The sequence below is a fragment of the Pelagerythrobacter aerophilus genome, assembly GCF_003581645.1.
GTDB lineage: Bacteria > Pseudomonadota > Alphaproteobacteria > Sphingomonadales > Sphingomonadaceae > Pelagerythrobacter > Pelagerythrobacter aerophilus.
Genome location: NZ_QXFK01000018.1, coordinates 489369 through 515433, shown reverse-complemented (window position 1 = coordinate 515433; position 26065 = coordinate 489369). Strand labels below are relative to the sequence as shown.

The window sequence follows — 26065 nt, the reverse complement described above, 5'->3', positions numbered from 1 at the left end:
CACTGCGAAACTGGCAGAGCCGCATGGCCCCGCCAAGCCGCAATCTGTCAGGGCGCCGTGCCGCTCGCGTCGATGTCGCCGCGGGCCGCCGCATCCAGCGCGGCGAGGCGCGCTTCGTGATCGGCCCGGTCGATCGGGAACCGCGCCAGCCACCAGGCGGAGAACATGCCCAGAAGCGCAATCATGATGCAGTACTGCACGATCACGCTGTCGATGATCGGCCTGGCGACGGCGCCGGGCGTGGCGTCTGTCGGCAGGCCCGAGATCGAGACGATCAGGCCCGCCAGCAGGATGCCGACGCCGGTGGCGCATTTCTGGACGAACCAGTTGCCGGAGTAGAACGCCGCCTCCGCACGGCGTCCGGTCCGTTCCTGAAACGCCTCGACGATCTCGGCCACCATCGAGGATGCCGAAATGAGCACCATGACGCTGAGGCTGTTGCTGACGAGCACGAAGGCGAAGAGCAGGGCCGTCGACGCCGTGCTGCCGACTTCGGGCCACAGACCGACCAGGCGCAGACCGTAGGGGACGAGCCAGAAGATCATCGCCAATACGGTCGTGACCGATGCGACCCTGATCTTGCCGAACCGCCTGTGCAGCGTGCCGAGCAGGAGAAACGCGACGACCACGCTGGCGAGCAGGATGAAGGGATAGATCGCCAGCGCACTCTCGGTGAATTCCCACACGAAGTAGAACAGGTAGTTCGACAGCGCGAAGGTCATGCCCTGGCTGATATATGCCGCCACCGCGCCGAGGGCGAAGATCAGGAACGCCCGTTCGGAGAACGACTCGATGATCTCGGCGAAGGCGACCTTCAGGCTGAACGGCGGCGGCCTGGTCTCGGGATAGCGCGCGACGAAGCTGTGCTGGCCGAGGGCGGAGATCAGCGAAGTCGCGACGATCGCGATCGCCCCCACCAGCCCGTAGGTCACGTATCCTTCGCGGTCGAGCAAGCCGTCGCGCAGGAAGACGCTGTAGGTCAGGAACAGCAGCCCCAGTCCGCCGGTCCACCCGAACAGATAGCGAAAGCGGAACAGCGTCGTGCGCTCGTCGTAGTCGCGCGTCAGCTCGGGCACGAGCGCCACCGACGGCACTTCGCAGGCCGAAAGGAGCAGGCGGATCAGCACGGCCATGCCGAGCAGCAGGGCGAAGCTGGGCGGTCCGTCGACCGGCGGCGACCACAGGACGTACCAGGCGATCCCCAACGGGATCGGCGCGAGGTAGAGCCACGGCAGGCGCCGGCCCCAGCGGGTATAAGTCCGGTCCGACAGGTTGCCGAGCAGCGGATCGACGAACGCATCGACCACCAGCGCGATCACGAGCGCGAGGCTGACCAGCCACGCCTCCATCCCGAGCACCAGATTGTAGAAGGTGAGCAGGAAGACCGAGAAGCCGTTGTCCTTCACCCCGAACGCGATCGAGCCGAAGCCGTTGGCGAGCTTGATCCGCAGCGGCAGCGGGCCGGTTCTGTCAGCCGTGGTCATCGTGAAATCGCATGCGGGCCTCTCCTCCCGAGAATCGCGCGCAGCTTACGGGAACGTAAAGCCGCGTCAACGCGCTCGTGGTGACGCTACGGCATCGCGCGAAAACACGTTCGCGCTTGCAGCGGCGGTCCGAATCACCTTAACCTGCACGTAAACCGGCGACGTTCGAGCGCCGCCGCGATTTTCCCGAGAGGAGCCCGATTCCCATGTCTGATCTCGATACCTTCCGCGCGGAAACCCGCGCCTGGCTGGAAGCCAACTGCCCGCCCGAAATGCGCGAGCCGGTGCGCGACGACGAGGACGTCTACTGGGGCGGCCGCAAGGCCACCTTCAAGAACGACGCGCAGAAGGCCTGGTTCGAGGCGTGCCGCGACAAGGGCTACACCGTTCCCGCCTGGCCGAAGGAATACGGCGGCGCCGGCCTCTCGCCTGCCGAGGCCAAGGTGCTGCGCGAGGAAATGGCGCGGATCGGTGCGCGCCCGCCGCTCTCCAGCTTCGGTATCTGGATGCTCGGCCCGGCCTTGCTCCACTTCGGCACCGAGGAGCAGAAAAAGAAGTACCTCAACGAGATCGCCCGCGGCGAAATCCGCTGGTGCCAGGGCTATTCGGAGCCGGGATCGGGCAGCGACCTCGTCAGCTTGCAGACGTTCGGCGAGGACAAGGGCGATCACTGGGTCGTCAACGGCCAGAAGATCTGGACCAGTTACGCCGACAAGGCCGACTGGATCTTCTGCCTCGTCCGCACCGACAAGAACGACAAGTACCGCGGCATCACGTTCATGCTGTTCGACATGGAAACGCCGGGCGTCTCGACCAAGCCGATCCTGCTGATCAGTGGGAACAGCCCGTTCTGCGAGACCTTCTTCGACGACGTGAAGGTGCCCAAGGACCAGTACGTCGGCGAGATCAACCGCGGGTGGGACGTCGCCAAGTACCTGCTCGGTCACGAGCGCGAGATGATCTCGGGCGCCGATAGCTCCGAGCGGGGCGCGGGGATCGGTGCGATGCTCAAGCGCCAGACCGGGGAGCTCGATCCGGTGCTGCGCGCCGAGCTGGCGATGTTCGACGTCGATGCGCTCGCCTTCTCCGCGATGGGGGAGAAGTTCCTCGATGAGGTCAAGATCGGCAAGGCGCACCCGGCGCAGCCGAACATGATGAAATATGCCGGGACCGAGCTGAACAAGCGCCGTCACGAACTGATCATGGCCGCGGGCGGCTCCGCCGCGCTCGAATGGGAGAGCGAGGAGACCGACGGCGGCAAGCCGGCGCGGAGCTGGCTGCGGACCAAGGCGAACTCGATCGAGGGCGGCACCAGCGAGGTGATGCTCAACGTCATTTCCAAGCGCATCCTGGAGCTGCCGGGGGCGTAAAAGCCCTCTCCCCTTCAGGGGAGAGGGTTGGGAGAGGGGGCGTCGCGCCTCCATAGGAATTGTCATTATTGAGGGCCGGGGGGAGTTCCCCTCTCCCCGGCCCTCTCCCCTGAAGGGGAGAGGGAGTTAGAATGCCACTCTACCACACCGACGATCAGACGATGCTTTCCGACACCGTCGGCCAGTTCATGGCCGAGGAAGGCGCGATCGCGAAGCAGCTGCGCCACTGGCGCGACCGCGACTGCAAGGACGGCTTCGGCCACGGCCTGTGGAAGCAGTTCGCCGAGATGGGCTTCACCGGCATCCTCGTGGGCGAGGACGACGGCGGGCTCGGCATGGGCCATGTCGAGGCGGGAATCGTGCTCGAGGAGATCGGGCGCAACCTCACGCCATCGCCCTTCCTGACCAGCGCGGTGCTTGCCGGCACCGCGCTCCAGCATGGCAGCAACGACGTGCGCGGGCGTTGGCTGCCGGGCCTCGTCTCGGGCGAGAGCGTGTTCGCGGTGGCGATCGACGAAGGCGCCAAGCATCGGCCCGAGCGGATCAAGACCCGGGCTGAGAAATCCGGCAACGGCTTCCGCCTGTCGGGCCGCAAGGACTTCGTCGTCTATGGCGGCAGCGCCGACATGATCGTGGTCGCCGCGCGCACGTCCGGGGCGGACGATGACACGGACGGCATCACGCTGTTCGCCGTGCCGAAGGACGTCTCGGGCATGTCTCATGACGCGGTGCGCCTGGTCGACAGCTCGATGGCGACGCACACCACGTTCGACAATGTCGAGCTCGACGGCGACGCGGTGATCGGCGAAGTCGATGGCGGGCGCGAGATTCTGAACAAGGTCCTGATGGCAGGCCGCGTCGGTGCGGCTGCCGAAGGGGTCGGTGTCGCGCGCGGGGCGATGGACATGACGGTCGACTACCTCAAGCAGCGCAAGCAGTTCGGCAAGCTGATCGGCGAGTTCCAGGCGCTCCAGCACCGCGCGGCGCATCTCTATTCCGAAGTCGAGATCGCCCGCGCCGTCACGATCAAGGCGCAGCAGCTCCTCGATGCGGGGAGCGAGAAGGCGGACCTGATGGCCTCGGTCGCCAAGGCCAAGGTCGGCAAGGCGGCGGGCCTCGCGGTCAAGGAAGGCGTGCAGATGCACGGCGGCATCGGCATGACCGACGAATACGACATCGGCCTCTACATGAAGCGCGACCGCGCGCTCGCGGAGTTCATGGGCGACGTCTACTACCACGCCGGCCGCGTGGCGGAGATGAGCGGATATTGATCAATCTCCCCTCCCGCTTGCGGGAGGGGGTGAATTGGAGAAAACATGATGACCCTCAACGACCTCTTCAGCCTCGAAGGCCGGATCGCGCTCGTCACCGGCGGCAGCCGCGGGATCGGGCGGATGATCGTCGAGGGCTTCCTCGCCGCCGGGATCGAGCGGGTCTACATCACCGCCCGCAAGATCGACGAGATCGAGGCGACTTGCGCGGAGCTGGGCGAGAAAGTCGTCGGCATCCAGGGCGATATCTCGACGATGGAGGGGATCGAGGCGCTGGTCGAGGAGATCTCCGCCCGCGAGAGCCGGCTGGACATTCTGGTCAACAACGCCGGTGCGGCCTGGGGCGCGGACTATGTCGATTTCCCGGAGAGCGGCTGGGACAAGGTCATGGACCTCAACGTCAAGACGCCGTTCTTCCTCACGCAGAAACTGCACAAGCTGCTCACCGCCGCGGCGAGCCCGGAGCGGCCCGCCAAGGTGATCAACATCACCTCGGTCGACGGGCAGCGCGTGAACCCGTGGGAGACCTATTCCTACCAGGCCTCCAAGGCGGCGCTGATCCATCTCACGCGCCGCATGGCGGCGCGGCTGGTAAAGGATCACGTCTACGTCACCAGCCTCGCGCCGGGCGCGTTCCCCTCGAACATGAACCGGGCTGCGCGCGATCAGGAGGAGAAGTCGGCCGCGGGCATTCCGAGCAAGCGCGTGGGCGACAAGTTCGACATGGGCGGCACCGCCGTCTACCTCGCCAGCCGGGCGGGCGACTACACCATCGGCGAGACGCTGACTGTCGACGGCGGTATCGTCAACGCGCACCTGCCGACGCACTTCGCCGAGCCGGCTTGATCGTCATCCCCGGCCTCGCCCGACGCGAGGCCTTGGGGGAAGCTTCAGGCCATCAGTTTCCGCACGAAGCCGATCAGGCCGGTCTGGCGCGCGCGCTTCATGCGTTCGGCGTGGAGGATGGAGCGGACTTTCTCGAAACAGACGTGCACATCGTCGTTGACCACGACGTAGTCGTAGCCGTCCCAGTGGCTGATCTCGGCGCGGGCGCGTTCCATGCGGCCGTCGATCACTTCCTTGCTGTCGGTGCCGCGGTCCTGCAGCCGGCGATGCAATTCCTCGAGGCTGGGCGGCAGGATGAATACTCGCGCCACGTCCTGCTCGTCCTTCTGGTAGAGCTGCTGGGTGCCCTGCCAGTCGATGTCGAACAGGAAGTCCTGCCCTTCCTTCAGCCCGCTGCGGATATGACCCTTGGGTGTGCCGTAACGGTAACCGAAGACCGGGGCCCACTCGTAGAAATCGTCTTCCTCGATCATCCGGTCGAACTCGGCGTCATCGACGAAGTGGTAGTGCACGCCGTCGATCTCGCCCGGGCGCTTCGGCCGGGTGGTGGCCGAGACCGAGAGGCGGATCTCGTCGTCGGCTTCGAGCAGCATGCGTGAGATCGTGGTTTTCCCTGCGCCCGAAGGCGAGGAGAGGATGAACATCAGTCCGCGGCGGTGAAGAGTGTCCTGGTCGGCCATGCGCGCTCATGCGCCGAGCGACCGCGCGAAATCAAGCCCCGCGATGGGGGCGCCGCACGAGGCTATTCCTGTCGCGCCTTCTCGCGCAGCTTCCTGTCGCCCTCGCGCTTCGCTGCGCGACGCGACTGGCGGCGGTCGAGCAACGCCTTCGCCAGGATCCCGCCGCCGACCACGATCGCGCCCGGCACCGAGCGCGTCGCCACGCGGGCGACGGCGTAGGAAGCGAGCGTCTGCACCATCGAGCGATTTTCCACGATCTCCCTGGCGGTCGACTTGCCGTAGCGATTGCGCAGCAGGCCCTTCTCGAGCCCGAGACGGAGAACCCTGCCCCCGCTGCGCAGCAGGATGTCGTGGATCAGCAAGTTGGTCGCCGGGTTGGGGCTGGGGCCGGCGACTTCGCGGTCCTCGGCCGTCATCTTCCTCGTCGCCCTTGCGACCTTGGAAGATATACCGGTCCCGGTCCTGCCTTTGGATTTAGCCATCGTTCGCCCCTCGATTCCCGGCGGGCGCAAGGCCGGCCGGATTACTTCTTGCGGCCGAAATCGACCGTGACGACGTTGGAGCCGTCTTCATCCTCGGAAACGACCGGGCCTTCGCCGTGTTCCGGTGCATCATTCTCCGCATCGTCATGCGCCTCGGGCGCCATATCGGCGACGCTGGCCTGGAACTGCAGCCCGAAATCGACGGCGGGGTCAACGAAGGCCGTGATCGCGGCGAAGGGGATCTCCAGCTTGGACGGGACCTGGTTGAAGCTGAGGCCGACGCTGAAGCCGTCTTCCCGAACTTTCAGGTCCCAGAACTTGTTCTGGAGCACGATCGTCATCTCGTCCGGAAACCGCTCGCGCAGGTGGGCGGGGATCGTCACGCCCGGCGCATGGGTCTTGAAGGTGATGTAGAAGTGGTGGTTGCCGGGCAGGTCGCCGCCGGTTCCTTCGATCTCGCCGAGCACGCGGCCGACCACGGCGCGCAGCGCTTCCTGCACGATCTCATCGTAGGGGATCAGGCTATCGGGCGTATCGTCGCTCATATGCCTGCTTGGTGGAGCCGCTTCGCGCGTCGGTCAAGCGCCAATGCTTGCACCATGGCAATCCTGGCGTATAGCGCCGCCATGCGCACCGGCAGGATCGAGCGGAAGACGGCGGAAACCGCGATCGAAGTCGAGGTCAACCTCGACGGGACGGGCACTTATGCGGTGTCGACGGGTATCGGATTCCTCGATCATATGGTGGAGCAGTTCTCCCGCCATTCGCTGATCGATGTGACGATGAAGGTCGCCGGCGATCTGCATGTCGACCAGCACCATACGACCGAGGACAGCGCGATCGCGCTCGGCCAGGCGCTCGCCGAGGCGCTCGCCGACAAGGGCGGGATCGGCCGCTACGGCCAGGCCTATTCGCCGATGGACGAGACGCTGGCGCGCGTCGCGCTCGATATCTCCGGGCGGCCCTATCTCGTGTGGCGCGCGGGCTTTTCCCAGACGCGCCTCGGCGAGTGGGACACCGAATTGATCGAGCACTGGTTCCATTCGGTCGCGCAGGCCGCCGGGATCACGCTCCATGTCGAGCTGCTCTACGGCAGCAACAACCACCACATCTGCGAGGCGATCTACAAGGGTTTCGCCCGCGCCATGCGTCAGGCGGTGGAGATCGATCCGCGCAAGGGCGGTACCGTGCCGAGCACGAAGGGCATGCTCGGTGGCTGAGACGACCGCGCTGATCGACTACGGCGCCGGGAATCTCCATTCGGTCGAAAACGCGCTCCGCACCGTCGGCGCTTCGGTGGAAGTGACCGCCGATCCCGACAAAGTGCGCGCGGCGGACCGGATCGTCCTGCCCGGCGTCGGCTCGTTCCGCGCCTGTGCCGAAGGGCTGCGGGCGATCTCGGGGCTGATCGAGGCGATGGAGGAGCGGGTCGAAGTCGGCGGCGCGCCGTTCCTCGGCGTGTGCGTCGGCATGCAACTGCTCGCCGATCGGGGGCTGGAGCACGGTACGACGCCGGGCCTCGGCTGGATCGCAGGCGAAGTGCGCGCGATCGAGCGGACCGACCCGGCGATCAAGGTGCCGCACATGGGCTGGAACGACGTCGCGCTCACTGCGCATGCCGTGCCGGTGCTGGAGGAGGGCGAGGCCTATTTCCTCCACTCCTTCCACTTCGCGGCGGAGGACCCGGCGAATATTGCGGCGATGACCGATCACGGCGGGGGTCTCGTCGCGACGGTTGCCCGCGACAACGTGCTGGGCGTCCAGTTCCATCCCGAGAAGAGCCAGGCCTACGGGTTAGGGTTGCTCGCGCGCTTTCTGGAGTGGCGCCCATGATCGTCTTCCCCGCAATCGACCTCAAGGGCGGCCAGGTCGTGCGCCTGGCCGAAGGCGATATGGCGCGCGCTACCGTCTATGGCGACGATCCGCCGGCGCAGGCCCTGATGTTCGCCGAGGCCGGCGCCGAGCATCTGCACGTCGTCGATCTCGACGGATCGTTCGCCGGCAAGGCCGAGAACCGCGAGGCAGTCGAGGCGATCGTCGCGGCCTTTCCCGGCTACGTCCAACTCGGCGGCGGCATCCGCACGCGGGAAGCGGTGGAGGGCTGGTTCGACCTCGGCGTCGCCCGGATCGTGATGGGCACCGCGGCGCTCAAGGACCCTCAGTTCGTCAAGGACATGGCGCGCGCGTTCGAGGGCGGGATCGTGGTCGCGGTCGACGCGAAGGATGGAATGGTCGCCACCGAGGGCTGGGCCGAAGTGTCCGACGTGCCCGTGGCCGATCTCGCGCGCCGGTTCGAGGATGCGGGTGTCGCGAGTGTGCTGTTCACCGACATCGGGCGCGATGGGCTGCTCAAGGGCTGCAACATCGATGCGACGGTCGACCTCGCACGCCGGGTCGACATCCCGGTCATCGCCAGCGGCGGGGTCAAGGGGCTCGACGACATCCACCTCCTCTCCCTCCATGCGCATGAGGGGATCGAGGGCGTGATCACCGGCCGCGCACTCTACGACGGCCGGCTCGATCTCGCGACGGCGATCGCGATGGCAGGGCGGGCGTGACCGTCCGCGTCCGTGTCATTCCCTGTCTCGACGTGGCAGATGGCCGCGTGGTCAAGGGCGTCAACTTCGTCGATCTCAAGGACGCCGGCGATCCGGTCGAGCAGGCGCAGGCCTACGATGCGGCGGGGGCGGATGAGCTGTGTTTCCTCGACATCTCGGCCAGCCACGAGGGGCGCGGGACGCTGCTCGACATCGTGCGCCGCACAGCCGCTGTGTGCTTCATGCCGTTCACCGTCGGCGGCGGTGTGCGCACAGCCGAGGATGCGCGCGCGCTCCTGCTGGCGGGGGCGGACAAGGTCGCGGTCAACAGCGCGGCTGTCGCGCGGCCTGAAGTGGTGGGGGAGATCGCGGCGCGCTTCGGCAGCCAGTGCTGCGTCGCCTCGGTCGATGCGCGGCGCGTCGGCGAGGGCAAGTGGGAGGTCTTCACCCACGGCGGACGGCGCGCCACCGGGATCGACGCGATTGCGCACGCGGTCCGGCTGGCGGAGCTCGGCGCGGGCGAACTGCTCGTCACCTCGATGGACGGCGACGGCACCCAGGCCGGCTACGACCTCGCGCTCACCCGCGCGATCGCCGACGCGGTGCCCGTGCCGGTGATCGCCAGCGGCGGCGTCGGCGCGTTGCAGCATCTGATCGACGGCGTGACCGAAGGGCATGCGAGCGCGGTTCTGGCCGCCTCGATCTTCCATTTCGGCACGCACACGATCGCCGAGGCGCACGACGCTTTGCGCGCGGCAGGCCTGCCGGCGCGGGGTTAATCCGGCACCTCGTGCAAGTGCCAATCCGGGACGGCGATGAAGTGCGGCTTGCAACCGCAGCGAAACCGGCGCCAGGAGACGGGACCATGCGAGCGCTCCCGATCCTTCTCCTTTGCATCGCTGCTCCTGCCCAGGCGGCGGGAACGCCGTTGCCCGAGCCGTCCAGCCTCTCGCTGTTCGGCCTCGGCCTCGCCGGGCTGGTGATCGGTCGCCGCATGGCAGCGCGCCGCAAGGCTCCCGACAAGGATTGACCGCGCCGCGCGCCGTCCGCATGAGACGGCGCATGGACACGCTCCCGCGCCTCGAACGCATCATCGCCGAGCGCCGCAAGGCCGATCCGCAGGCGAGCTACGTCGCGCAGCTTCATGCGCGCGGGCTTCCGGTGATCGCGCGCAAGGTCGGTGAAGAGGCGGTCGAAACCGCGATCGCCGCACTGACGGGCGAGCGCGAGGAACTGGTCGGCGAAGCGGCCGATCTGATCTTTCATCTCATGGTCCTGCTCTCGGCCAAGGATATCCCGCTCGACGCGGTTCTTGCGGAGCTAGACCGGCGGGAAGGCGTGTCGGGACTGGATGAGAAGGCTTCAAGGAGCGAGTGATGCCGATCGACGCGACCCAGCCATACGACGATGATAATATCTTCGCGAAGATCCTGCGCGGTGAGATCCCCTCGACCAAGGTGTATGAGGACGAATGGGCCTACGCGTTCGAGGACATCAATCCGCAGGCCAAGGTCCACACGCTGGTGATCCCGAAAGGCCGTTACGTGAGCTGGGACGACTTCTCCGCCCAGGCGAGCGTGGAGGAGATCGCGGGCTTCGTTCGCGCCGTGGGCAAGATCGCGCGCGACAAGGGGCTGGTCGAGCCCGGGTACCGCCTGCTCGCCAACCTCGGCGCGCATGGTGGGCAGGAGGTTCCGCACCTCCATGTCCACTTGTTCGGCGGCGAGCCGCTCGGGCGGATGATCGCGAAATAGACACAATTGGCAGTTTCGATTGCTTGGCGAGTCCGCCATCAGCTAAGGCGCGTCACGATGCCCACGCGCCCAACACCTCCCGGCGGCCTTATCGATGGCACGCGCCACCTCTATGCGGTGCGCGCATACTATGAGGACACCGATCTTTCGGGTGTCGTCTACCATGCGAATTACCTGCGCTGGTTCGAGCGCGCCCGGTCCGACCTGCTGCGCCTGCTCGAGATCGACCAGCGCGCTGCGGTGGAGGCCGGCGAGGGCGCCTATGCGGTGGCCGACCTCGCGATCCGCTACCTGCGCCCGGCGCGGCTCGACGACGATGTCGTGATCGAAACCCGCTGCACTGAAATGCGTTCTGCAAGCTGCCGGATGCACCAGCGCGCACTGCGCGGCGACGAGCTGCTCGCCGAGGCCGAACTCAGAGTGGGCTTCGTCGCGCCCGACGGGCGCCCGCGCCGCCAGCCTGCGGCCTGGCGTGACGCTTTCAAGACTGTCCTCCCCACTGAAGAAGAGGTCGTATGATCCTTTCGCAACTCGCGGCGGCCACGCCCAACCGGCTCGACCCCGTTCAATTGTTTCTCGATGCCGATATCGTCGTTCAGGTCGTGATGGTCGGACTGCTCGCAGCGAGCATCTGGACCTGGATGATCATCGTCTCGTTCAGCATGCGGATGGGCGGGATCCGCCGCCGCGCGGCCGCGTTCGAGGCTGATTTCTGGCGGACCGACGACTTTGACGGCTTCATGCAGCAGCACGCCAAGCGCAATGTGCCCATCGCGCGGATCGCGGGAGCCGGCATGTCCGAATGGCGCCGCTCGACCAAGGGCGGGGTGAAGGACCGCGAAGGCCTGCGCGATCGCGTCGCGCTGGCGATGGAAGGGCAGGTCGCGGAAGAGGCGGACGAGCTCGCCTCGCGCCTCAATTTCCTTGCTACGGTGGGCTCGGTCGCTCCCTTCGTGGGCCTTTTCGGTACAGTCTGGGGCATCATGAACAGCTTCTTCCAGATCGGTGCGCAGGAATCGAGCTCGCTCGCGGTCGTCGCGCCGGGCATTTCCGAAGCGCTGTTCGCCACCGCGATCGGCCTGTTCGCCGCCATTCCCGCGGTCATCGCCTACAACCGCTTCAGCCATACCGTGAACGCGTTCGAAGCGCGACTGCAGCGCTTCGCCGATCGCTTCCACGCCAGCCTGAGCCGCGAACTGGAGCGCTTGTAATGGCGATGGGTCTCGCCCGTTCCGGCAAGCGCGGACGCGGCAGCCGCCGCACGCCGATGGCGGAGATCAACGTCACGCCTCTGGTCGACGTTATGCTGGTGCTGCTGATCATTTTCATGGTCACCGCGCCGATGCTGACCGCCGGCGTTCCCGTCGATCTGCCCGACAGCCGCGCCAACGCACTGCCGCAGGAACCGGAGCAGATCACCGTCTCGATCGTCGGCGACGGCACGATCTATCTCGACGAAGCGGCGCTCGCGCCCGGCGAACTGCCCGACCGGCTGGCCAATATCGCACCGGGGGCGGACGGCAATCCGCCGCAAGTGACGCTGCGTGCCGATCGCACGCTCGACTACGGGCGCGTCATGGCGGTCATGGGCGAATTGAACCGCGCGGGATTCAACCAGATCCAACTGGTCACGCACGGTTCAGTTTCGGCACCATAGCGCGGGCGTCTGATGGCAAGCGTCGCTCTATCCCGCGAAGAGAGGCTGGGCCTCGGCGTTGCCGTGGTGCTGCACGTCGCCCTGGTGGCGGTGTTGCTGTTTCAGCCGCGGGCGGCGGATCCGCCGGAAATTCCCGAGCGGATGACCGTGAGTCTCGCCGAGGACGTCGGTCCGGTCGCCGAAGCGCCCGAACTCGTGGCCGAAAGCCGCGCGGCGATCGCCCCGACGCTGAGCGAAGAGCCCGCGCCCGCGCCAGCGGTCATCGAACCTCCGCGCCCGGCCGAAGTCGAACGGCCGGCACCGCCCGAGCGTCCGCGCCCGCGTGCGACGACGGCCCCGCGCCGCGAGGCGGAGCCGCGCCGCGAACCGACGCGCCGCACCAGTCAGCCCGAACAGCGGCGCACCGAACGCAGCGGCGGCAGTCGCATCGGCAGCGATTTCCTCGCCGGATCGGGCTCGAGCACGACGACGGAGGAAACGCGCATTCCCGCAAGCCAGATCGGCGCGAGCGCGAAGGCTTCCATCATTCAGGCGATCATCCGCCAGATCAAGCCGCACTGGTCCGCCCCGCAAGGCGTCGACGCCGACAAGCTCGTGTCGATCCTCTCGTTCCGACTGAACGAGGACGGGAGCCTTTCGGGCGCCCCGCGCGTAGTGGATCAGTCGGGCATCACGCCGGCCAACCGGCCGCAGGCCGCGCTCCATGCCGAGCGCGCGGTCCGCGCGGTCCAACTTGCCGCACCGTTCGACTTGCCGCCCGAGTATTACAACGCCTGGAAGTCGATCGACGGCGCCAGATTCGACAGGAACCTTTCGCAATGAAACCGATCCTAGCCCTTCTGACCCTCGCCCTCTTCGCCGCGCCTGCCGCAGCGCAGGAGGCACAGTCGCCCGCGTCCACCAGCGATCTTGGTGCCCCCGTCCCGACCATGGGCGAGGTCGAGACGATCGAACAGCAGGACGGCGGCCTGACCTTCACCGTCACCGACGAAAGCGAGTGGCAGGATCTGGGCATCGCGATCCCCGGCTTCGCGACCGATCGCGACACGCCGACGCCGGCCAACTCGTCGGGCACCGCGGCGCTGGGCAAGGAACTGGCCCGCGTGGTCTTCAATGACCTGAAAAACAACGGCCTGTTCAAGCCGGTCGGCCCCGATTCGCTTCCGCAGCCGACCTTCCCGCAGATCACCGCGCCGAACTGGCCGACCTGGTCGAGCCGGGGCGCCGAAATGCTGGTGCATGGCTACGTCCGCGCCCGGGGCGACAACAAACTGACCGTCGGTTGCTACCTCTACGACATGGCGCTCAAGAGCGAGCTCGTGCGCGAAGGCTGGGTGGTCGAGCCTGGTGAGTGGCGCCGGGCGGCACACAAGTGCTCCGACCTCGTCTATTCGCGCCTGTCGGGCGAGGATCCGTTCTTCGACAGCCGCATCGCCTATATCGCCGAGACCGGCCCTAAGGGTAACCGCGTTAAGCGGCTCGCGATCATGGATTCGGACGGTGCGAACCACCGCTTCATCACCACCGGGCGCTCGACCGCGCTGACCCCGCGCTTCTCGCCCGACTACAGCAAGCTGCTCTACCTCTCCTATGTCGACGGCAATCCGCGGATCTACGTTTACGACATCGGCACCGGCCGGCAGACGCTCGTGACCGAAAGCGGGAACCCGACCATCGCCCCGCGCTGGAGCCCGGACGGCCGCTACATCCTCTATTCCATGGCAGTCGCGGGCAATACCGACATCTACCGTGTCCCGGCCGGCGGCGGACAGAGCGTGCGGCTGACCGACGCGCCGGGCATCGACATCGGCGGCTCCTATTCGCCGGACGGCAGCCAGATCGTGTTCGAAAGCGACCGGTCGGGCGGGCAGCAGATCTACGTGATGAACGCGGACGGCTCGAATCAGCGCCGGATCTCGTTCTTCGGCGGACGCGCGGCGACTCCCGAGTGGAGCCCGCGCGGCGACCAGATCGCCTTCACGCGCATTGCCGGCGACTTCAATATCGCGGTGATGAGCCCGAACGGCCGCAACATGCGCACGCTGACCGACGGCTGGCAGGACGAGGCGCCGACCTGGAGCCCGAACGGCCGTATCATTCAGTTCTTCCGTACGGAACGCGGATCGGGCAAAGCCTCGCTCTGGCAGGTCGATCTCACGGGCCGGAACCTGAGGCGTCTGCCGACCCCGGTGGATGCGTCGGACCCCGCCTGGGGACCGATTCTGCCCTGAATGCATTGTGATTTTTGTCGCCCGGGTCGCACCACTCGTCTTGGCATCTGAGGAAACGTCCATGAAACTACGCTTTGCAACCGTCGCTCTTCTCGCCGGCACCGTCGCACTGGCCGGGTGCAAGAAGGAGCCCCCCGAGTCGCTTCCCCCCGAGCCGGCCCCGACGACCTCGGCCCCGACGCCGACCGGCCCCAGCGGCCCGGTTCTCGGCACGCAGGAGCATTTCGAAAACGCGGTGAACGGTCAGAACGTGATCTACTTCGATACCGACCGCTACAACATCGACAGTGCGGACATGGCCGCGCTGCAGACCCAGGCGCAATACCTGGCGCAGTATCCGAACATCTCGATCACGGTCGAGGGCCACGCCGACGAACGCGGTACCCGCGAGTACAACCTCGCGCTCGGCGAGCGGCGCGCCAATGCGGCGAAGAACTATCTCGTCAGCCTGGGCGTGGCGGCCAATCGTGTCCGTACCGTGAGCTACGGCAAGGAACGCCCGGTCGCGCTCGGCTCGAACGAAGCGGCGTGGGCGCAGAACCGCCGCGCGGTGAGCGTCGTCGTCAACTGAGGAAACGTGGCGCGTCCCCGCATCGCCGGGGGCGCGCCCATTTCGATCACTCGGTCGCGGTACCGATCGCGAGGGGCGCGATCTGCGCCGTGGGGGTGAGGCCATCGTTCATGGCGCCCTGTCCTGCGACGAGCGCGAACAATGCCAGCGTCAGCACGCATACCGTCGCGGAAAATGTAAGCTGTCTGCTCATCACATCGTCTTTCGAAATTCGGTCGCGCGCTCCATAGCCGGGCGAATATGAACGTCATGTTGCGGTGCAACATTTTTGTTCGAACCCTTGTCGCGCGCCTTTGCAGCGCGGGCAACGATCCCTAGACTAGTGCCGATGACAGCCGGACCAACGACTTCGCGAGGCTTCGCTTGAGCCGCGCCCGCCGATCGCTCGACTGGGGCTTCCCCCGCTGGCGCAGCTACGGCGCCTCGCGCGAGGCGACGACCGTGCGCCTGTGCGACCGGCACGGGTGCGAAGAACCCGGCGACTGCCCGGCGCCCAAGGCGCCCAACAGCCCCGACCGCTGGTATTTCTGCCAGCGCCATGCGGCCGAATACAATTCGAAGTGGGACTATTTCGAAGGTCTCGACAAGGCCGAGAAGGAAGCGCGTGCCAAGGCCGAGCGTTCCGAGAGCGCCGGCTATGCCGAGGCGCAGCACTACGGCTGGATGGGGAGCGGGGACGGATCTCGCTCCGCCGACGAAATGCGCGCGCTCGATCTGCTGGAGCTGGAAAGCGATGCGGACTTCCCGGCGGTGAAGAAAGCCTACCGCAACCGCGCGAAGGAAGTACATCCCGACGTCAAACCGGGCGATGCCGAAGCCGCGAGGCAGTTCCAGGCGCTACAGGTGGCCTACGAGGTCCTCCGCCAGGCCGAAGAGCGGCGCGAGTGGAAGGGGTAGGGGAGCATCCCTTTTCGTCATCCCAGCTTTCGCTGGGATGACGGTGGCGGAATGGTGTAGCCGCTCCGGCTAAGCCACCGGAACCGCCAACCGGCGCACCAGCGCATCGGCCAGCCTTTCACCCAAGTCCGGGCCCTGCTCGGGATAGAGATAGGGCTCGATCAGTTCGGCCTCCATCACCGCCAGCTCTCCATCAGGCAGGCGCACCATGTCGATCCGCGCATAGAGCAGGTCGGTGAAGGGCAGGGCAGCGACCACCGCTTCGGCTGTGGCCAAATCTTCGGGCGCGGGGGCGTAGCCGGCTTCGCGTCCGCCGAAGAGCGACTGGATGCGGTATTCGCCCTGTGCGGCGCGCTTGTTGACCCCGTGGGAGAAGCGGCCGTCGACGAAGACGAAGGTGAACTCGCCCTCCTCGAGGATCGCGGGCAGAAAGGGCTGGATCATCGCCGCGCGGCCCATGCGCCAGCCGGCGTCGGGCAGGGCGCCGCGGGTGAAGCTGTGCTGCCCCTCGCCGCCCGCGCCGACGCGGCGCTTTACGACCACGCGATCCGCCCCGAAATGCGCCATCGCCGCCTCGACCTCCGCCAGTCCGGCGTCCTCGTGCCATAGCGTCGGCACCGTCGTCGCACCGCGCCCGGCGAGTTCGGCGAGATAGCCCTTGTCGATGTTCCAGCGGACCACGTCGGGCGGATTGCAGACCCGGATCCCCCGTGCGGCCAGTGCATCGAGCCGCGCGACGAACTCGGGCGCGCGGTCCTGATAGTCCCACGCGGTGCCGAGCAGCACGCAGCCGAGACCGGCGAAACGCTCCAGCGGCGCGCGCCAGTCGATCTCGATCAGCTCCAGCCCGCGCGCCGCCAGCGCCGGCCGCAGCGCGGCGACTTCGAGATCGTGCTCGAACGCATCGCCGCGCCGCGGCGCGGTGCCGGGCAGCGTGCCGGGGCAGGCGAGGAAGCCGACCTTCATTCGCGCGTCACACCTGTTCGAGCGCCTGCTCGAAGTCGGCGATGAGGTCGTCCGCATCCTCGATGCCGATCGAAATGCGCACGAGATTGTCGGTGATGCCGAGCGCCGTCCTGCGCGCGCCCGGCACCGAAAGGTGCGTCATCGAGGCCGGATGGCTGGCGAGCGTTTCCGTGCCGCCGAGGCTGACCGCGAGCTTGGCGACCTTGAGCGCGTCGAGGAAGCGGAAGCACTCGGCCTCGCCGCCTTCGATGAAGACGGAAAAGGTCGATCCCGCCCCCGTGCAGTGCCGGTCGTAGATGTCCTTCTGCCGCGCATCCTCGATGAAACCGAGATAGCCGAGCCGCTCGACCTTGGGGTGGCCGCGCAGGAATTCGCACACTTTGGCCGCATTCTCGCCTGCGCGCTGCATGCGCAGTTCGACCGTCTCGAGCGAGCGCAGCAGCATCCACGCCGTGTTCGGGTCGGCGATGCCGCCCATCGTGTTGCGAAGCGCGCGGACCGGATCCATCCACTTCTTGGCGCCCGCCACGCTGCCTGCGACGAGATCCGAATGGCCGCCGACGTACTTGGTCAGCGAGTAGGCGACGATGTCCGCCCCGTTGTCGAGCGGGCGCTGCCACAGCGGGCCGAGGAAGGTGTTGTCGATCGCGATCGGCGTCACGTCCTTGTCGAGCGCGGCATCGCGCGCGTCGCGCACCGCCTCGACGTCGACCAGCGCATTGGTCGGATTGCCCGGGCTTTCGAGATAGATCATCGCGACCTTGCCGCCCTGCTCGCCGGCCTGCGCCTTGGCCTTGGCGATCACCGCGTCCAGCTCCTCGCGCGTCGCGCCGGCGGGGAAGTCGACGTAGGTCACCCCGAACTTGGCCAGCACTTTGGCGACGAAGCCCTCGCTCGCGGCGTAGAGCGGCCCGGAATGGACGATCACGTCGCCGGCCGAGACGTAGGCCAGCATCAGGATGCAGATCGCGGTCATGCCGCTGGAGAACGACAGCGCGTCCTCCGCGCCGTCCCAGATGCCCAGCCGGTCCTCCAGGATCTCCTGATTGGGTCCGTTGAAGCGCGAATAGACCAGCCCTTCGGCGCCGCCCGGGCGCAGGCCGGTGATGCCTTCGAAGTGGCGCTTGCCCGCGGCCGCGTTCTCGAACGCGAAGGTGCTGGTGAGGAAGATCGGCGGCTTGAGCGAGCCTTCCGAGAGCGAGGGTTCGTAGCCGTGCCCCATCATCAGGGTGCTCGGCTTGAGCCGCCGCCCGTCGATCTTCGTCACTTCGGGCTTGGGATTGCGGCGAGGGGTCGGCTTGTCGGTGGAATCGATGGCGTCCGGCATGGAGGCGCTCCTTCCTTTGCGTCACGCTCCCAGGAAGGCAGGAGCTCGGGTGGCTGCCGGTGGCGCCCGTTCCTAACCTCCGCAGGAACGCATCTCCGCCCGGTGCCGGTCGATGGCTTTCAATTATCGCCGCGCCGGGCGGTTTTCAACTCGTCGAAGCGGCGGACTCGGGAGCAGGTTCGACCTGGAAGGATTCGATATGCCAGCGCAGCTGCTCTGCGGTCGCGCCGGGCACGTCGTTGACCCGCTGCAGCACCGTGGTGCCGGTCAGGCGGGTCCCGTTCCTGGCGGTGATGGTGGTCGGAACTTCGTAGTAGAGCGACCCTGCTGCGCCTTCCATGCGGCCCATCGGGGTGGAGACGGTGATCCCGTCCATACCGTCGAACATCGCCCTGAACTCGTCGTAGGTCATGCTCTGGCGGGCGGCGTCGCCGAGAATGGCATAGGCTCTGTCGAAATCCTCGAACCGGAGCGCGCGTGTGAAGTCCAGCAGAACTTTCCGTGCGCCGGGTTCGCCCTTTTCCGCCTGCGGCACCAGCGTCTCGCCAGCCGCGGGCGAAACGTTCTCCGCCGCACTTTCGGGCGAGCTCTCCGCCGGAGCCGGCGAGGCGGGCGATTCGGCCGCCGCCGTGTCGCCTGAGGGCGGGGCGGTGTCCCCGGCTCGGTCGCAGGCGGCGAGGGCGAGGACCATGCCGGCGAGAATCGCGGCGGAGGACCGACGGGCAGGGCGTGAAGGTTGCATGTGTCTCCCCAGGGCTGCGTATTCGACCAACCGGGGGATACACCAGGAGTTCCGCCATCGGAATGCCTGTCGCAATGCGGAACCGGCAGTTCAGGTGCCGCTAAACCTGCCTGGGGCACCTTTGGGGCATGATCCGTGCTGCCATCGCCACCGTTCTTCTCGCTGCCGTTCCGCTGGCCGCGCTCTCGCTTCCCGAGCCCTCCGCCGCGCGGTCGGCGCCGGAGCGTGCTTCGGAGTGGCAGATCGGGCCGATCCTGCGCGGCCGGAGCTATTCGCCCGGCATGCCGCGCTACGCGACCGATGCGAATGGCGAGACCTTCTTCGACATTCCCTGGCCGACGCCGCGCGAGGGGCACGTTCACTACGTGACAGTGCCGACCGGTTCGCTCACCGGCGCGCGCCGGATCGTGCTGCGTTACCGCATCGAGGGCGAGCGCGGCGTGCGTATTGTGCCGGAGGAGAGCCCGCAGAAGAAGGCGACACTGTCGCTCTATTTCCAGCGCGGCGGTGACAACTGGAGCGCGAAGGGGCGCTACGCCACCTATCGCTGGTATGCGCCGGCTGCGATGATGGGGCCGCTCACGCCGGGCACCCACGAGGTCAGCGTGCCGCTCGATGCCAACTGGACGGCGGTGCAGGGCGCGAATCGGAACAGCGCGCCCGAAGCCTTCGCGCGGGCGCTGGAAGATGCCTCGCGCGTCGGGTTCGTCCTCGGGTCGAGCGGCGGACGCGGCCACGGCGTGTTCGCCACCGCGCCCGCACGCTTCACGATTCTCGATTTCTGGGTGGAGTAGCGGCGAGGCGCCGGTTTACCTGGGCGCCAGCACCATCAGCATCTGACGGCCTTCAAGACGCGGGAAGGCCTCGACCTTCGCGATTTCCTCGACATCGTCCTGCACGCGCCGCAGCAGGTCCATCCCGAGCTGCTGGTGCGCCATTTCGCGCCCGCGGAAGCGCAGGGTGACCTTCACCTTGTCGCCGTTCTCGATGAACTTGTTCACGTTGCGCATCTTCACGTCGTAGTCGTGATCGTCGATGTTCGGACGCATCTTTATCTCTTTGATTTCTTGCGTCTTCTGCGTCTTGCGCGCGGCATTCGCCTTCTTCTGCGCCTCGTAGCGGTACTTGCCGACATCGAGGAACTTGCAGACTGGCGGGTCGGCGTTGGGCGACACCTCGACGAGGTTCAGGCCGACATCGGCCGCCTGTTCGATGGCTTCGCGGGTGTACATCACGCCGAGGTTCTCGCCGTTCTCGTCGATGACGCGAACCTTGTCGGACTGGATCATGTTATCAAAGCGCGGGCCGCTCTTGACGGGCGGTTGCAAAGTGCGCCGGGGGGGACGGGCTATGGGGCGGTCTCCTGTTTGCCGTTGTTCTGTGGCGCCCCCTGTAGGAGGAATCGCGGGGATTCGCTAGAGGCCCTGCGCGGGCACCTGTCGTCTGCGCTCCGGTGTTCCTATTATGCCGCTGCACGCCACAGCGGGAACTGCGCGAGCTTTCCGGCCAGAGGCAGCACCGCGTCGATCCGTGCGGCGGGCTGCATCGCATCGCGGATCACCGGGTCGGCCGCGTTCATCCCGCCCGTCAGCGCACCGAACGCCGGCAAGATCATCCGCCCGCCGGTGCCTTCGCCGCTCGCCACCACCGCGCAGGGCCGCCGGATATGACGCTCGCGCACGGTGACCTGGAGGCGCGGGTGGTAGTGGCCCGACAGCTCGGGCCGCGTCTCGCCCGCGCGGGCCTGATGGCGCAGGACGATCCCGGCCAGTTCGAGCTCCTCGGCGATCGTGCCGCCGCTGCGCGCTTCCATCGCGGGGTCGTGATTGCCGGTGATCCACACCCAGTCGGTCGCCCGGGTGAGCGCGGCGAGCATGCCCGCGGCATGGTCCTCCAGCCGGGTGCTGCCCTGGCTGTCGTGGAAGTTGTCGCCGAGCGTATAGACGCGCCGGGCCCCCGTCTCGCGGATCGCCAGCGCGACCCGCTCCAGCGTCTCGCGGCTGTCGTAGGGCGGCAGCATCTGCCCGTGCCGCGCGTAGAAGCTCGCCTTCTCGAGATGCAGGTCCGCCACCAGCAACGCGCGCTCGCGCGGCCAGTAGAGCGCATGTCCCTGCGTGAGCACGAATTCCTCGCCTGCGAACGAAAGGGGAACCATGGACCGCTCTTGCCGTAGCGGATTGGGCTTGGCAAGGGATTCGCACGATGACCGACTGGCAACCCCATACCGCCCGGGCGAAAGACTGGTTCGAGGACTTGCGCGACCGCATCTGCGCCGAATTCGAAGCGATCGAGCGCGAGGCGGGCTCCGACGCGGCGTTCGAATACACCCCCTGGCAGCGGGAGGAGGAGGGCAATGCCGAGCCCGGCGGGGGCGTGCGCGGAGTGATGAAGGGCAACGTGTTCGAGAAGGTCGGGGTCAACGTCTCCACCGTCCACGGCCGCTTCGCCCCCGAGTTCGCGCGGACGATCCACGGGGCGGAGGAAAACCCCGAGTTCACCGCCACCGGGATCAGCCTGGTGGCGCACATGGCCAATCCGCATGTCCCCGCGGTGCATATGAACACGCGCTTCCTGACGACGGCCAAGGCGTGGTTCGGGGGCGGGGCGGACCTCAATCCGCCGATCCCCTACGACGACGATACTGAGGCATTCCACGCCGCCTTCCGGGCGATCTGCGCGCGGCACAACCCGACCTACTACGAACGCTTCAGGAAGTGGGCGGACGATTATTTCTTCATCCCCCACCGCGGCGTCCACCGCGGGGTGGGCGGTATCTTCTACGACCACCTCGAATGCGCAGACGAAGCGGCGTGGGAACGCAACTTCGCCTTCACGCAGGACGTCGGCAGCGCCTTCATCGAGGTGTTTCCGGCCATCGTCCGCCGCCGGATGGAGACGGACTTCACGCCCGAGGACAAGCGACGCCAGCTCGAATGGCGCGGCCGCTACGCGGAATTCAACCTCGTCTACGACCGCGGCACGCTGTTCGGGCTCAAGACCGGCGGCAATATCGATGCCATCCTGATGAGCCTGCCACCCGAAGCGGTATGGAACTGAGCCGGGAACGGGGGCGGTGAGGATCCCTGTTCTCCGCGATCCCGTTCGGCTGATCCCGCTGCTGTTTCTCGCGGCGATCGCCGCCGGGACCGCGTTGCTCAGCCTGCCGCTGGCGACGACGGACGGAAGCTCCGCGCCATTGATAACCGCTCTGTTCACCGCAACCTCCGCGGTTGCAGTGACGGGGCTCATCGTCGTCGACACGCCCACCTACTGGTCCGGCTTCGGGCAGGCGGTGATCCTGATCCTGTTCCAGATCGGCGGCCTGGGCATCATGACCGCGGCCACCCTGCTCGGCCTGATGGTCGGCCGGGGTTTCGGCCTGCGGGATCGCATGGCGATCCAGGTCGAACGCAACAGGCTGGAGGTCAGCGACGCCCAATCGGTGCTCAGATTGATCCTGGCGATCACGATCGTCGTCGAGTCGATCGTCGCCGCGATACTCACCACCCGGCTGATGACAGCTTACGACGAAAGCTTCGTGTTCGCCCTGTGGCACGGTCTGTTTCATGCGGTGAGTGCGTTCAACAACGCGGGCTTCTCCACCTATTCGGACAGCGTCATGGGGTTCCAGCAAGACCCGGTGATGCTGGTCCCGATCATGCTCGCGGTCATTCTCACCGCCCTCGGGTTCCCGGTCATGCAGGACTTGCGGGCAAACCGGCTGCGCTACCGGCGCTGGACCCTTCATACGAAGATCACCGTCACCGGCACGCTGATCCTGCTTTCCGGGGGCTTCCTGGCGACGGCGGTGATGGAATGGAGCAACCCCGAAACGCTCGGACCGATGGGGTTCGGGACGAAGCTGCTCAATTCCGCCTTCCACTCCGTCATGCCGCGGACTGCCGGCTTCAACAGCCTTGATGTGGGCGCCTTCCGCGAGGAGACGCTGGTCGTGAACTACGTGCTCATGTTCATCGGTGGCGGCAGCGCCGGGACGGCGGGCGGCATCAAGGTCACCACGTTCTTCGTTCTGCTGGCGATCGTCCTGTCGGAGGTCCTGCGCCGCCGCGACGCATCGATGTTCGGCCGGCGCTTCGGCCGTTCGGTGGAGCGCCAGGCCCTGACCGTCGCCATGCTGGCCCTTCTGTTTATCCTCAGCGCGACGATGTATATCGCTTCGGTGACGAATCTTCCGCTGCAGGACGTGCTGTTCGAAGCGACGTCCGCTTTCGCCACGGTCGGCCTGTCGACCGGCGTCACCGCGCAGATGCCGCCTTCGGCGCAGTTCGTTTTGGCGATGCTGATGTTCATCGGCCGGGTCGGCACCATTACCGCAGCAACGGCGCTTGCGCTTGGCAAGCACGACCGTCCCTACCGCTATCCCGAGGAGAATCCGATTGTCGGCTGACAAGAGAAATCCGGTGCTAGTGATCGGCCTCGGCCGGTTCGGCAGCGCCGTGGGCGCCACGCTCGAGAGAATGGGGCATGAAGTGCTCGGCGCCGACATGGACCCGCAGATCGTGCAGGACCATGCCGACAAGCTGACCCAGGTGGTCGAGGCCGACTGCACCGAAATGGACACCCTGCGCCGGCTCGGCGTGAAGGAGTTTCCCTCGGCGATCGTCGGCATCGGGTCGGATATCGAGGCGAGCGTGCTGGCCGTGCTGGCACTGTCCGATCTCGGCGTTCCCAACATCTGGGCCAAGGCGACGAACGACCGGCACGGGCGCATTCTCGAGCGGACCGGCGCGCATCACGTCGTGTTCCCGGAACAGAAGATGGGCGAGCGCGTCGCGCGCCTCGTGAACGAGCGCCTGCTCGATTTCATTGCCTTCGACGGCCAGTTCGCCATCGCGCGGCTGAAAGCGCCCGAGGCGATCGTCGGGCTTCCGCTGGTCACAAGTCAGTGCCGGCAGAAGTTCGCGGTTACGGTGATCGGCGTGAAGCGCGTGGACGAGGATTTCATCCACGCCATCCCCGACACTATCATTCTTCCGGGCGACGAACTCGTCGTGTCCGGCCGCATCGACAAGATCGAAGGGTTTGCCGCGCTCCAATAGTCTGCTCTAGCGTCACCAATCGTACGCCACTCACAAGGGATCGGAGAGTTCCATGCGCCCCATCGCCGCCGCGCTTTCGCTGCTTCTCGCCACCACCGCCTGCACGACGATGGACGCACAGCCGCCGGCCGTGTCGGCCGAGCGTCTGGTGGCGCCGATCCTGACCACGCCCGACGCGGTCGACAGCTCGACCTTTGCGCAGCCGCAAGTCGCGCGAGTGACGCATGTCGCGCTCGACCTCGCGCTCGATTTCGAGCGTGACAGGGTCGGCGGAACCGCCACGCTCGACATTCTCGCGCGGCCCGACGCCTCGCAGATCGTGCTCGACAGTGACGGGCTGCAGGTCAGCCGCGTCACCGACGGGCGCGGCAACGAGCTGGACTTCGATATCGGCGAGCGGGTCGAAGGCAAGGGTGCGCCGCTGACGATCACGATCGGCAATGCCCGCCATATCGTCATCGCCTATACCGCCAACCCGCAGGCGAGCGCGCTCCAGTGGCTCGACCCGGAGCAGACCGCGGGCGGCGAGTATCCGTTCCTGTTCAGCCAGGGCCAGGCGATCCTCAACCGGAGCTGGATCCCGACGCAGGACAGCCCCGGCATCCGCCAGACCTGGGAAGCGCGGGTGACTGCGCCCAAGCCGCTCGACGTCGTCATGTCGGGCATTCTCCAGGGCGAGCCGGAAGACCTCGGCAACGGGCGCCGCGCGTTCCGCTTCGTGATGGACAAGCCGGTCGCGCCCTACCTGATCGCGATCGCTGCGGGCGACATCGACTTCCGCGCGATCGGCCCGCGCACCGGCGTCTGGGCGGAGCCGGCGATCCTCGACCGGGCGCACTGGGAAGTCGCCGACACCGAGGACATGGTGAAGGAGGCGGAAGCGCTCTACGGCCCCTATCGCTGGGGCCGCTACGACATGATCGTCCTGCCGCCGGCCTTCCCCTTCGGCGGGATGGAAAACCCGGTGATGACGTTCCTCACGCCGACCTTCATCGCGGGGGACCGGAGCCTGACCGGCCTCGTCGCGCATGAACTGGCGCACTCATGGTCGGGCAATCTCGTCACCAACGCGGTCTGGGCCGATAGCTGGCTCAACGAAGGGGTAACCTCCTATTTCGAGAACCGCATCATCGAGGAGATCTACGGCGAGAAGCGGGCCGAGCAGGAAGCCGCGCTGAGCTTCGCCGCGATCGAGGACACGCTCGCCGAAGTCGGCACCGACGCGCCGGGCACCGCGCTGCACCAGCCGGACGGGACCGACAGCGCCGGCAGCGCGATCGTCTACGACAAGGGCGCGGCCTTCCTGCGCACGCTGGAGCATGAAGTGGGCCGCGAGCGCTTCGATGCCTGGTTGCGCCAGTGGTTCGACAACCACGCGTTCGAACCGGCGACCTCGGCGATGATCTACGAGGACATGCGCAAGAATCTCGCCCGCAGCGAGGCCGAGGCGGAACGTCTGCGGCTGCGCGAATGGATCTACGAACCGGGCCTGCCCGCCAATGTCGCGCGGCCCGATCCGGCGGCCTTTGCGACGGTCGATGCGGCCGCCGCGGCCTACGGCGGGAGCCGCGCGATCCCGGCTGCGGCCGCGTGGCGCAAGTGGAGCTCGGCCGAGCGCCAGCGCTTCCTGCAGAAGCTTCCGCAAGAGCTTTCGGCGGAAGAGCTCGCGCAGCTCGACCGGCAGCTCGGGCTGGCCGCCACCGGCAACAACGAGGAGCTGTTCCTGTGGCTCGAGCTGGCGCTCGCCAACCGCTACGAGCCCGCGGTGCCCAAGGCCGAGGCCTTCCTCGCCGAAGTCGGCCGCGCGAAGTTCGTCCGCCCCCTCTTCGCCACGCTGATGGAGGAAGGCGAATGGGGCCGGCCGATCGCCCAGCGCATCTACGCGAAGACCCGCCCGAGCTACCACGCGGTAACCCGCGGGAGCGTGGACAAGGTGGTCGGCTGGAAGGAGTGAGCCGGCTATCCCTCTCGTCATCCCAGCGTGCGCTGGGATGACCGGTGAAAAGATGAGGCGACAGGTGACCACATTTCACCAACCATCTTGACAAAATGAACCATATGGGTTAGGTGACGCGAGCCTGGTGGCCCTCAACGCCAGGCAACGAGGATCGGGGCAGGCACCCAGTCGACGGTGCCTTGTCTCTCTTCCGCTGGTCGATGGGCTCCTGCTCTTCGCTCCAGCGGCGCGGC

The 26065-nt window shown here is 67.1% G+C and carries 32 protein-coding genes; 22 read left to right on the top strand and 10 right to left on the bottom strand.

What is annotated here, in order from left to right:
• Positions 1–47 precede the first annotated feature (47 nt).
• Complete coding sequence (locus tag D2V04_RS13155; protein ID WP_119514117.1) at positions 48–1484, bottom strand: MFS transporter; 1437 nt, start codon at positions 1482–1484, stop codon at positions 48–50.
• Positions 1485–1690: 206 nt separating this feature from the next.
• On the opposite strand from D2V04_RS13155, the gene D2V04_RS13150 reads away from it, so the two are divergent.
• From D2V04_RS13150 to D2V04_RS13140, 3 genes are all read left to right on the top strand, one after another.
• On the top strand, positions 1691–2854 hold the full coding sequence (locus D2V04_RS13150) for an acyl-CoA dehydrogenase family protein (protein WP_119514116.1): 1164 nt from the start codon (positions 1691–1693) through the stop codon (positions 2852–2854).
• 131 nt (positions 2855–2985) lie between these two features.
• Positions 2986–4125 carry an acyl-CoA dehydrogenase family protein gene (locus D2V04_RS13145; RefSeq protein ID WP_119514114.1) on the top strand — a complete coding sequence of 380 codons (1140 nt, stop codon included), beginning with the start codon at positions 2986–2988 and terminating at the stop codon, positions 4123–4125.
• Between the two features lie 48 nt (positions 4126–4173).
• Positions 4174–4971, top strand: a complete 798-nt coding sequence (locus D2V04_RS13140; RefSeq protein ID WP_119514299.1) for an SDR family oxidoreductase — start codon at positions 4174–4176, stop codon at positions 4969–4971.
• A 44-nt stretch (positions 4972–5015) separates the two neighbouring features.
• Here the strand turns inward: D2V04_RS13140 and gmk are convergent, their stop codons facing one another.
• The 3 genes from gmk to D2V04_RS13125 form a co-directional block, all read right to left on the bottom strand.
• Positions 5016–5651 carry a guanylate kinase gene (gmk, locus tag D2V04_RS13135; protein WP_119514112.1) on the bottom strand — a complete coding sequence of 212 codons (636 nt, stop codon included), beginning with the start codon at positions 5649–5651 and terminating at the stop codon, positions 5016–5018.
• A 62-nt stretch (positions 5652–5713) separates the two neighbouring features.
• Positions 5714–6133: a hypothetical protein gene (locus tag D2V04_RS13130; RefSeq protein ID WP_119514298.1), complete on the bottom strand. Its 420-nt coding sequence runs from the start codon at positions 6131–6133 to the stop codon at positions 5714–5716.
• A 41-nt stretch (positions 6134–6174) separates the two neighbouring features.
• Positions 6175–6678: an SspB family protein gene (locus D2V04_RS13125; RefSeq protein ID WP_119514110.1), complete on the bottom strand. Its 504-nt coding sequence runs from the start codon at positions 6676–6678 to the stop codon at positions 6175–6177.
• Between the two features lie 81 nt (positions 6679–6759).
• Between D2V04_RS13125 and hisB the strand changes: the two genes are divergently transcribed.
• The 13 genes from hisB (at position 6760) to pal (ending at position 14883) form a co-directional block, all read left to right on the top strand.
• Positions 6760–7353, top strand: coding sequence for an imidazoleglycerol-phosphate dehydratase HisB (gene hisB, locus D2V04_RS13120; protein ID WP_119514297.1), 594 nt, complete (start codon positions 6760–6762; stop codon positions 7351–7353).
• Positions 7346–7966: an imidazole glycerol phosphate synthase subunit HisH gene (gene hisH, locus D2V04_RS13115; protein ID WP_119514109.1), complete on the top strand. Its 621-nt coding sequence runs from the start codon at positions 7346–7348 to the stop codon at positions 7964–7966. Before hisB ends, hisH begins: the two co-directional genes overlap by 8 nt.
• Positions 7963–8691 (top strand): 1-(5-phosphoribosyl)-5-[(5-phosphoribosylamino)methylideneamino]imidazole-4-carboxamide isomerase, encoded by a 729-nt coding sequence (hisA, locus tag D2V04_RS13110; RefSeq protein ID WP_119514107.1) that lies wholly within the window; start codon positions 7963–7965, stop codon positions 8689–8691. The genes hisH and hisA overlap by 4 nt, the downstream gene beginning before the upstream one ends.
• On the top strand, positions 8688–9449 hold the full coding sequence (gene hisF, locus D2V04_RS13105; protein ID WP_119514106.1) for an imidazole glycerol phosphate synthase subunit HisF: 762 nt from the start codon (positions 8688–8690) through the stop codon (positions 9447–9449). Before hisA ends, hisF begins: the two co-directional genes overlap by 4 nt.
• An 86-nt stretch (positions 9450–9535) precedes the next feature.
• Positions 9536–9700, top strand: coding sequence for a PEP-CTERM sorting domain-containing protein (locus D2V04_RS13100; RefSeq protein ID WP_119514105.1), 165 nt, complete (start codon positions 9536–9538; stop codon positions 9698–9700).
• Positions 9701–9732: 32 nt separating this feature from the next.
• Entirely contained in the window at positions 9733–10047 is a 315-nt protein-coding gene (locus tag D2V04_RS13095; protein ID WP_119514103.1) for a phosphoribosyl-ATP diphosphatase, read from the top strand.
• On the top strand, positions 10047–10424 hold the full coding sequence (locus tag D2V04_RS13090) for a histidine triad nucleotide-binding protein (protein ID WP_119514102.1): 378 nt from the start codon (positions 10047–10049) through the stop codon (positions 10422–10424). The genes D2V04_RS13095 and D2V04_RS13090 overlap by 1 nt, the downstream gene beginning before the upstream one ends.
• A 57-nt stretch (positions 10425–10481) precedes the next feature.
• On the top strand, positions 10482–10943 hold the full coding sequence (locus D2V04_RS13085) for a YbgC/FadM family acyl-CoA thioesterase (protein ID WP_119514101.1): 462 nt from the start codon (positions 10482–10484) through the stop codon (positions 10941–10943).
• Positions 10940–11635 (top strand): protein TolQ, encoded by a 696-nt coding sequence (gene tolQ / locus D2V04_RS13080; RefSeq protein ID WP_119514099.1) that lies wholly within the window; start codon positions 10940–10942, stop codon positions 11633–11635. The genes D2V04_RS13085 and tolQ overlap by 4 nt, the downstream gene beginning before the upstream one ends.
• Complete coding sequence (locus tag D2V04_RS13075) at positions 11635–12081, top strand: ExbD/TolR family protein (protein ID WP_119514098.1); 447 nt, start codon at positions 11635–11637, stop codon at positions 12079–12081. Before tolQ ends, D2V04_RS13075 begins: the two co-directional genes overlap by 1 nt.
• Before the next feature lie 12 nt (positions 12082–12093).
• Positions 12094–12903, top strand: coding sequence for an energy transducer TonB (locus tag D2V04_RS13070; protein ID WP_119514096.1), 810 nt, complete (start codon positions 12094–12096; stop codon positions 12901–12903).
• Entirely contained in the window at positions 12900–14312 is a 1413-nt protein-coding gene (gene tolB, locus D2V04_RS13065; RefSeq protein ID WP_119514095.1) for a Tol-Pal system beta propeller repeat protein TolB, read from the top strand. The genes D2V04_RS13070 and tolB overlap by 4 nt, the downstream gene beginning before the upstream one ends.
• A 61-nt stretch (positions 14313–14373) precedes the next feature.
• A complete protein-coding gene (gene pal / locus D2V04_RS13060; protein ID WP_119514094.1) occupies positions 14374–14883 on the top strand; it encodes a peptidoglycan-associated lipoprotein Pal in 510 nt (169 codons plus the stop codon).
• 46 nt (positions 14884–14929) lie between these two features.
• On the opposite strand, the gene D2V04_RS17970 is transcribed toward pal, so the two are convergent.
• Positions 14930–15076, bottom strand: coding sequence for a hypothetical protein (locus tag D2V04_RS17970; protein ID WP_182849754.1), 147 nt, complete (start codon positions 15074–15076; stop codon positions 14930–14932).
• A gap of 170 nt (positions 15077–15246) precedes the next feature.
• On the opposite strand from D2V04_RS17970, the gene D2V04_RS13055 reads away from it, so the two are divergent.
• The gene (locus D2V04_RS13055) at positions 15247–15780 is read left to right on the top strand and encodes a J domain-containing protein (protein WP_119514093.1); all 534 of its coding nucleotides are present in this window, start codon (positions 15247–15249) and stop codon (positions 15778–15780) included.
• A gap of 69 nt (positions 15781–15849) precedes the next feature.
• Here D2V04_RS13055 and D2V04_RS13050 read toward each other — a convergent pair whose 3' ends face one another.
• The 3 genes from D2V04_RS13050 to D2V04_RS13040 form a co-directional block, all read right to left on the bottom strand.
• Positions 15850–16746, bottom strand: a complete 897-nt coding sequence (locus tag D2V04_RS13050; RefSeq protein WP_228766434.1) for an ATP-grasp domain-containing protein — start codon at positions 16744–16746, stop codon at positions 15850–15852.
• Between the two features lie 7 nt (positions 16747–16753).
• Positions 16754–18073 (bottom strand): cystathionine gamma-synthase family protein, encoded by a 1320-nt coding sequence (locus D2V04_RS13045; protein ID WP_119514092.1) that lies wholly within the window; start codon positions 18071–18073, stop codon positions 16754–16756.
• Positions 18074–18218: 145 nt separating this feature from the next.
• Entirely contained in the window at positions 18219–18815 is a 597-nt protein-coding gene (locus D2V04_RS13040; RefSeq protein WP_147391823.1) for a hypothetical protein, read from the bottom strand.
• 128 nt (positions 18816–18943) lie between these two features.
• On the opposite strand from D2V04_RS13040, the gene D2V04_RS13035 reads away from it, so the two are divergent.
• Entirely contained in the window at positions 18944–19609 is a 666-nt protein-coding gene (locus D2V04_RS13035) for a hypothetical protein (RefSeq protein ID WP_119514090.1), read from the top strand.
• 15 nt (positions 19610–19624) lie between these two features.
• On the opposite strand, the gene infC is transcribed toward D2V04_RS13035, so the two are convergent.
• On the bottom strand, positions 19625–20104 hold the full coding sequence (gene infC, locus D2V04_RS13030; protein WP_228766433.1) for a translation initiation factor IF-3: 480 nt from the start codon (positions 20102–20104) through the stop codon (positions 19625–19627).
• Positions 20105–20277: 173 nt separating this feature from the next.
• Positions 20278–20970, bottom strand: a complete 693-nt coding sequence (gene pdeM, locus D2V04_RS13025; protein WP_119514088.1) for a ligase-associated DNA damage response endonuclease PdeM — start codon at positions 20968–20970, stop codon at positions 20278–20280.
• 47 nt (positions 20971–21017) lie between these two features.
• Here pdeM and hemF point away from each other — a divergent pair, with 47 nt between their 5' ends.
• The 4 genes from hemF to D2V04_RS13005 are packed head-to-tail and all read left to right on the top strand — an operon-like array spanning position 21018 to position 25829.
• Positions 21018–21872 (top strand): oxygen-dependent coproporphyrinogen oxidase, encoded by an 855-nt coding sequence (hemF, locus tag D2V04_RS13020; protein ID WP_119514087.1) that lies wholly within the window; start codon positions 21018–21020, stop codon positions 21870–21872.
• A 16-nt stretch (positions 21873–21888) separates the two neighbouring features.
• Positions 21889–23223 (top strand): TrkH family potassium uptake protein, encoded by a 1335-nt coding sequence (locus tag D2V04_RS13015; protein WP_228766432.1) that lies wholly within the window; start codon positions 21889–21891, stop codon positions 23221–23223.
• The gene (locus D2V04_RS13010; protein ID WP_119514086.1) at positions 23213–23875 is read left to right on the top strand and encodes a potassium channel family protein; all 663 of its coding nucleotides are present in this window, start codon (positions 23213–23215) and stop codon (positions 23873–23875) included. Before D2V04_RS13015 ends, D2V04_RS13010 begins: the two co-directional genes overlap by 11 nt.
• A 52-nt stretch (positions 23876–23927) precedes the next feature.
• Positions 23928–25829, top strand: coding sequence for a M1 family metallopeptidase (locus D2V04_RS13005; protein ID WP_119514085.1), 1902 nt, complete (start codon positions 23928–23930; stop codon positions 25827–25829).
• The last annotated feature ends 236 nt before the right edge of the window (positions 25830–26065 follow it).

What these genes read in the sequence shown, in the direction of transcription:
- D2V04_RS13155 (WP_119514117.1), bottom strand. Translation starts at nt 1,484, where the DNA reads ATGACCACGGCTGACAGAACCGGCCCGCTGCCGCTGCGGATCAAGCTC.
- D2V04_RS13150 (WP_119514116.1), top strand. Translation starts at nt 1,691, where the DNA reads ATGTCTGATCTCGATACCTTCCGCGCGGAAACCCGCGCCTGGCTGGAA.
- D2V04_RS13145 (WP_119514114.1), top strand. Translation starts at nt 2,986, where the DNA reads ATGCCACTCTACCACACCGACGATCAGACGATGCTTTCCGACACCGTC.
- D2V04_RS13140 (WP_119514299.1), top strand. Translation starts at nt 4,174, where the DNA reads ATGACCCTCAACGACCTCTTCAGCCTCGAAGGCCGGATCGCGCTCGTC.
- gmk (WP_119514112.1), bottom strand. Translation starts at nt 5,651, where the DNA reads ATGGCCGACCAGGACACTCTTCACCGCCGCGGACTGATGTTCATCCTC.
- D2V04_RS13130 (WP_119514298.1), bottom strand. Translation starts at nt 6,133, where the DNA reads ATGGCTAAATCCAAAGGCAGGACCGGGACCGGTATATCTTCCAAGGTC.
- D2V04_RS13125 (WP_119514110.1), bottom strand. Translation starts at nt 6,678, where the DNA reads ATGAGCGACGATACGCCCGATAGCCTGATCCCCTACGATGAGATCGTG.
- hisB (WP_119514297.1), top strand. Translation starts at nt 6,760, where the DNA reads ATGCGCACCGGCAGGATCGAGCGGAAGACGGCGGAAACCGCGATCGAA.
- hisA (WP_119514107.1), top strand. Translation starts at nt 7,963, where the DNA reads ATGATCGTCTTCCCCGCAATCGACCTCAAGGGCGGCCAGGTCGTGCGC.
- D2V04_RS13100 (WP_119514105.1), top strand. Translation starts at nt 9,536, where the DNA reads ATGCGAGCGCTCCCGATCCTTCTCCTTTGCATCGCTGCTCCTGCCCAG.
- D2V04_RS13095 (WP_119514103.1), top strand. Translation starts at nt 9,733, where the DNA reads ATGGACACGCTCCCGCGCCTCGAACGCATCATCGCCGAGCGCCGCAAG.
- D2V04_RS13090 (WP_119514102.1), top strand. Translation starts at nt 10,047, where the DNA reads ATGCCGATCGACGCGACCCAGCCATACGACGATGATAATATCTTCGCG.
- D2V04_RS13085 (WP_119514101.1), top strand. Translation starts at nt 10,482, where the DNA reads ATGCCCACGCGCCCAACACCTCCCGGCGGCCTTATCGATGGCACGCGC.
- tolQ (WP_119514099.1), top strand. Translation starts at nt 10,940, where the DNA reads ATGATCCTTTCGCAACTCGCGGCGGCCACGCCCAACCGGCTCGACCCC.
- D2V04_RS13075 (WP_119514098.1), top strand. Translation starts at nt 11,635, where the DNA reads ATGGCGATGGGTCTCGCCCGTTCCGGCAAGCGCGGACGCGGCAGCCGC.
- D2V04_RS13070 (WP_119514096.1), top strand. Translation starts at nt 12,094, where the DNA reads ATGGCAAGCGTCGCTCTATCCCGCGAAGAGAGGCTGGGCCTCGGCGTT.
- tolB (WP_119514095.1), top strand. Translation starts at nt 12,900, where the DNA reads ATGAAACCGATCCTAGCCCTTCTGACCCTCGCCCTCTTCGCCGCGCCT.
- pal (WP_119514094.1), top strand. Translation starts at nt 14,374, where the DNA reads ATGAAACTACGCTTTGCAACCGTCGCTCTTCTCGCCGGCACCGTCGCA.
- D2V04_RS17970 (WP_182849754.1), bottom strand. Translation starts at nt 15,076, where the DNA reads ATGAGCAGACAGCTTACATTTTCCGCGACGGTATGCGTGCTGACGCTG.
- D2V04_RS13050 (WP_228766434.1), bottom strand. Translation starts at nt 16,746, where the DNA reads ATGAAGGTCGGCTTCCTCGCCTGCCCCGGCACGCTGCCCGGCACCGCG.
- D2V04_RS13045 (WP_119514092.1), bottom strand. Translation starts at nt 18,073, where the DNA reads ATGCCGGACGCCATCGATTCCACCGACAAGCCGACCCCTCGCCGCAAT.
- D2V04_RS13040 (WP_147391823.1), bottom strand. Translation starts at nt 18,815, where the DNA reads ATGCAACCTTCACGCCCTGCCCGTCGGTCCTCCGCCGCGATTCTCGCC.
- D2V04_RS13035 (WP_119514090.1), top strand. Translation starts at nt 18,944, where the DNA reads ATGATCCGTGCTGCCATCGCCACCGTTCTTCTCGCTGCCGTTCCGCTG.
- infC (WP_228766433.1), bottom strand. Translation starts at nt 20,104, where the DNA reads ATGATCCAGTCCGACAAGGTTCGCGTCATCGACGAGAACGGCGAGAAC.
- pdeM (WP_119514088.1), bottom strand. Translation starts at nt 20,970, where the DNA reads ATGGTTCCCCTTTCGTTCGCAGGCGAGGAATTCGTGCTCACGCAGGGA.
- hemF (WP_119514087.1), top strand. Translation starts at nt 21,018, where the DNA reads ATGACCGACTGGCAACCCCATACCGCCCGGGCGAAAGACTGGTTCGAG.
- D2V04_RS13005 (WP_119514085.1), top strand. Translation starts at nt 23,928, where the DNA reads ATGCGCCCCATCGCCGCCGCGCTTTCGCTGCTTCTCGCCACCACCGCC.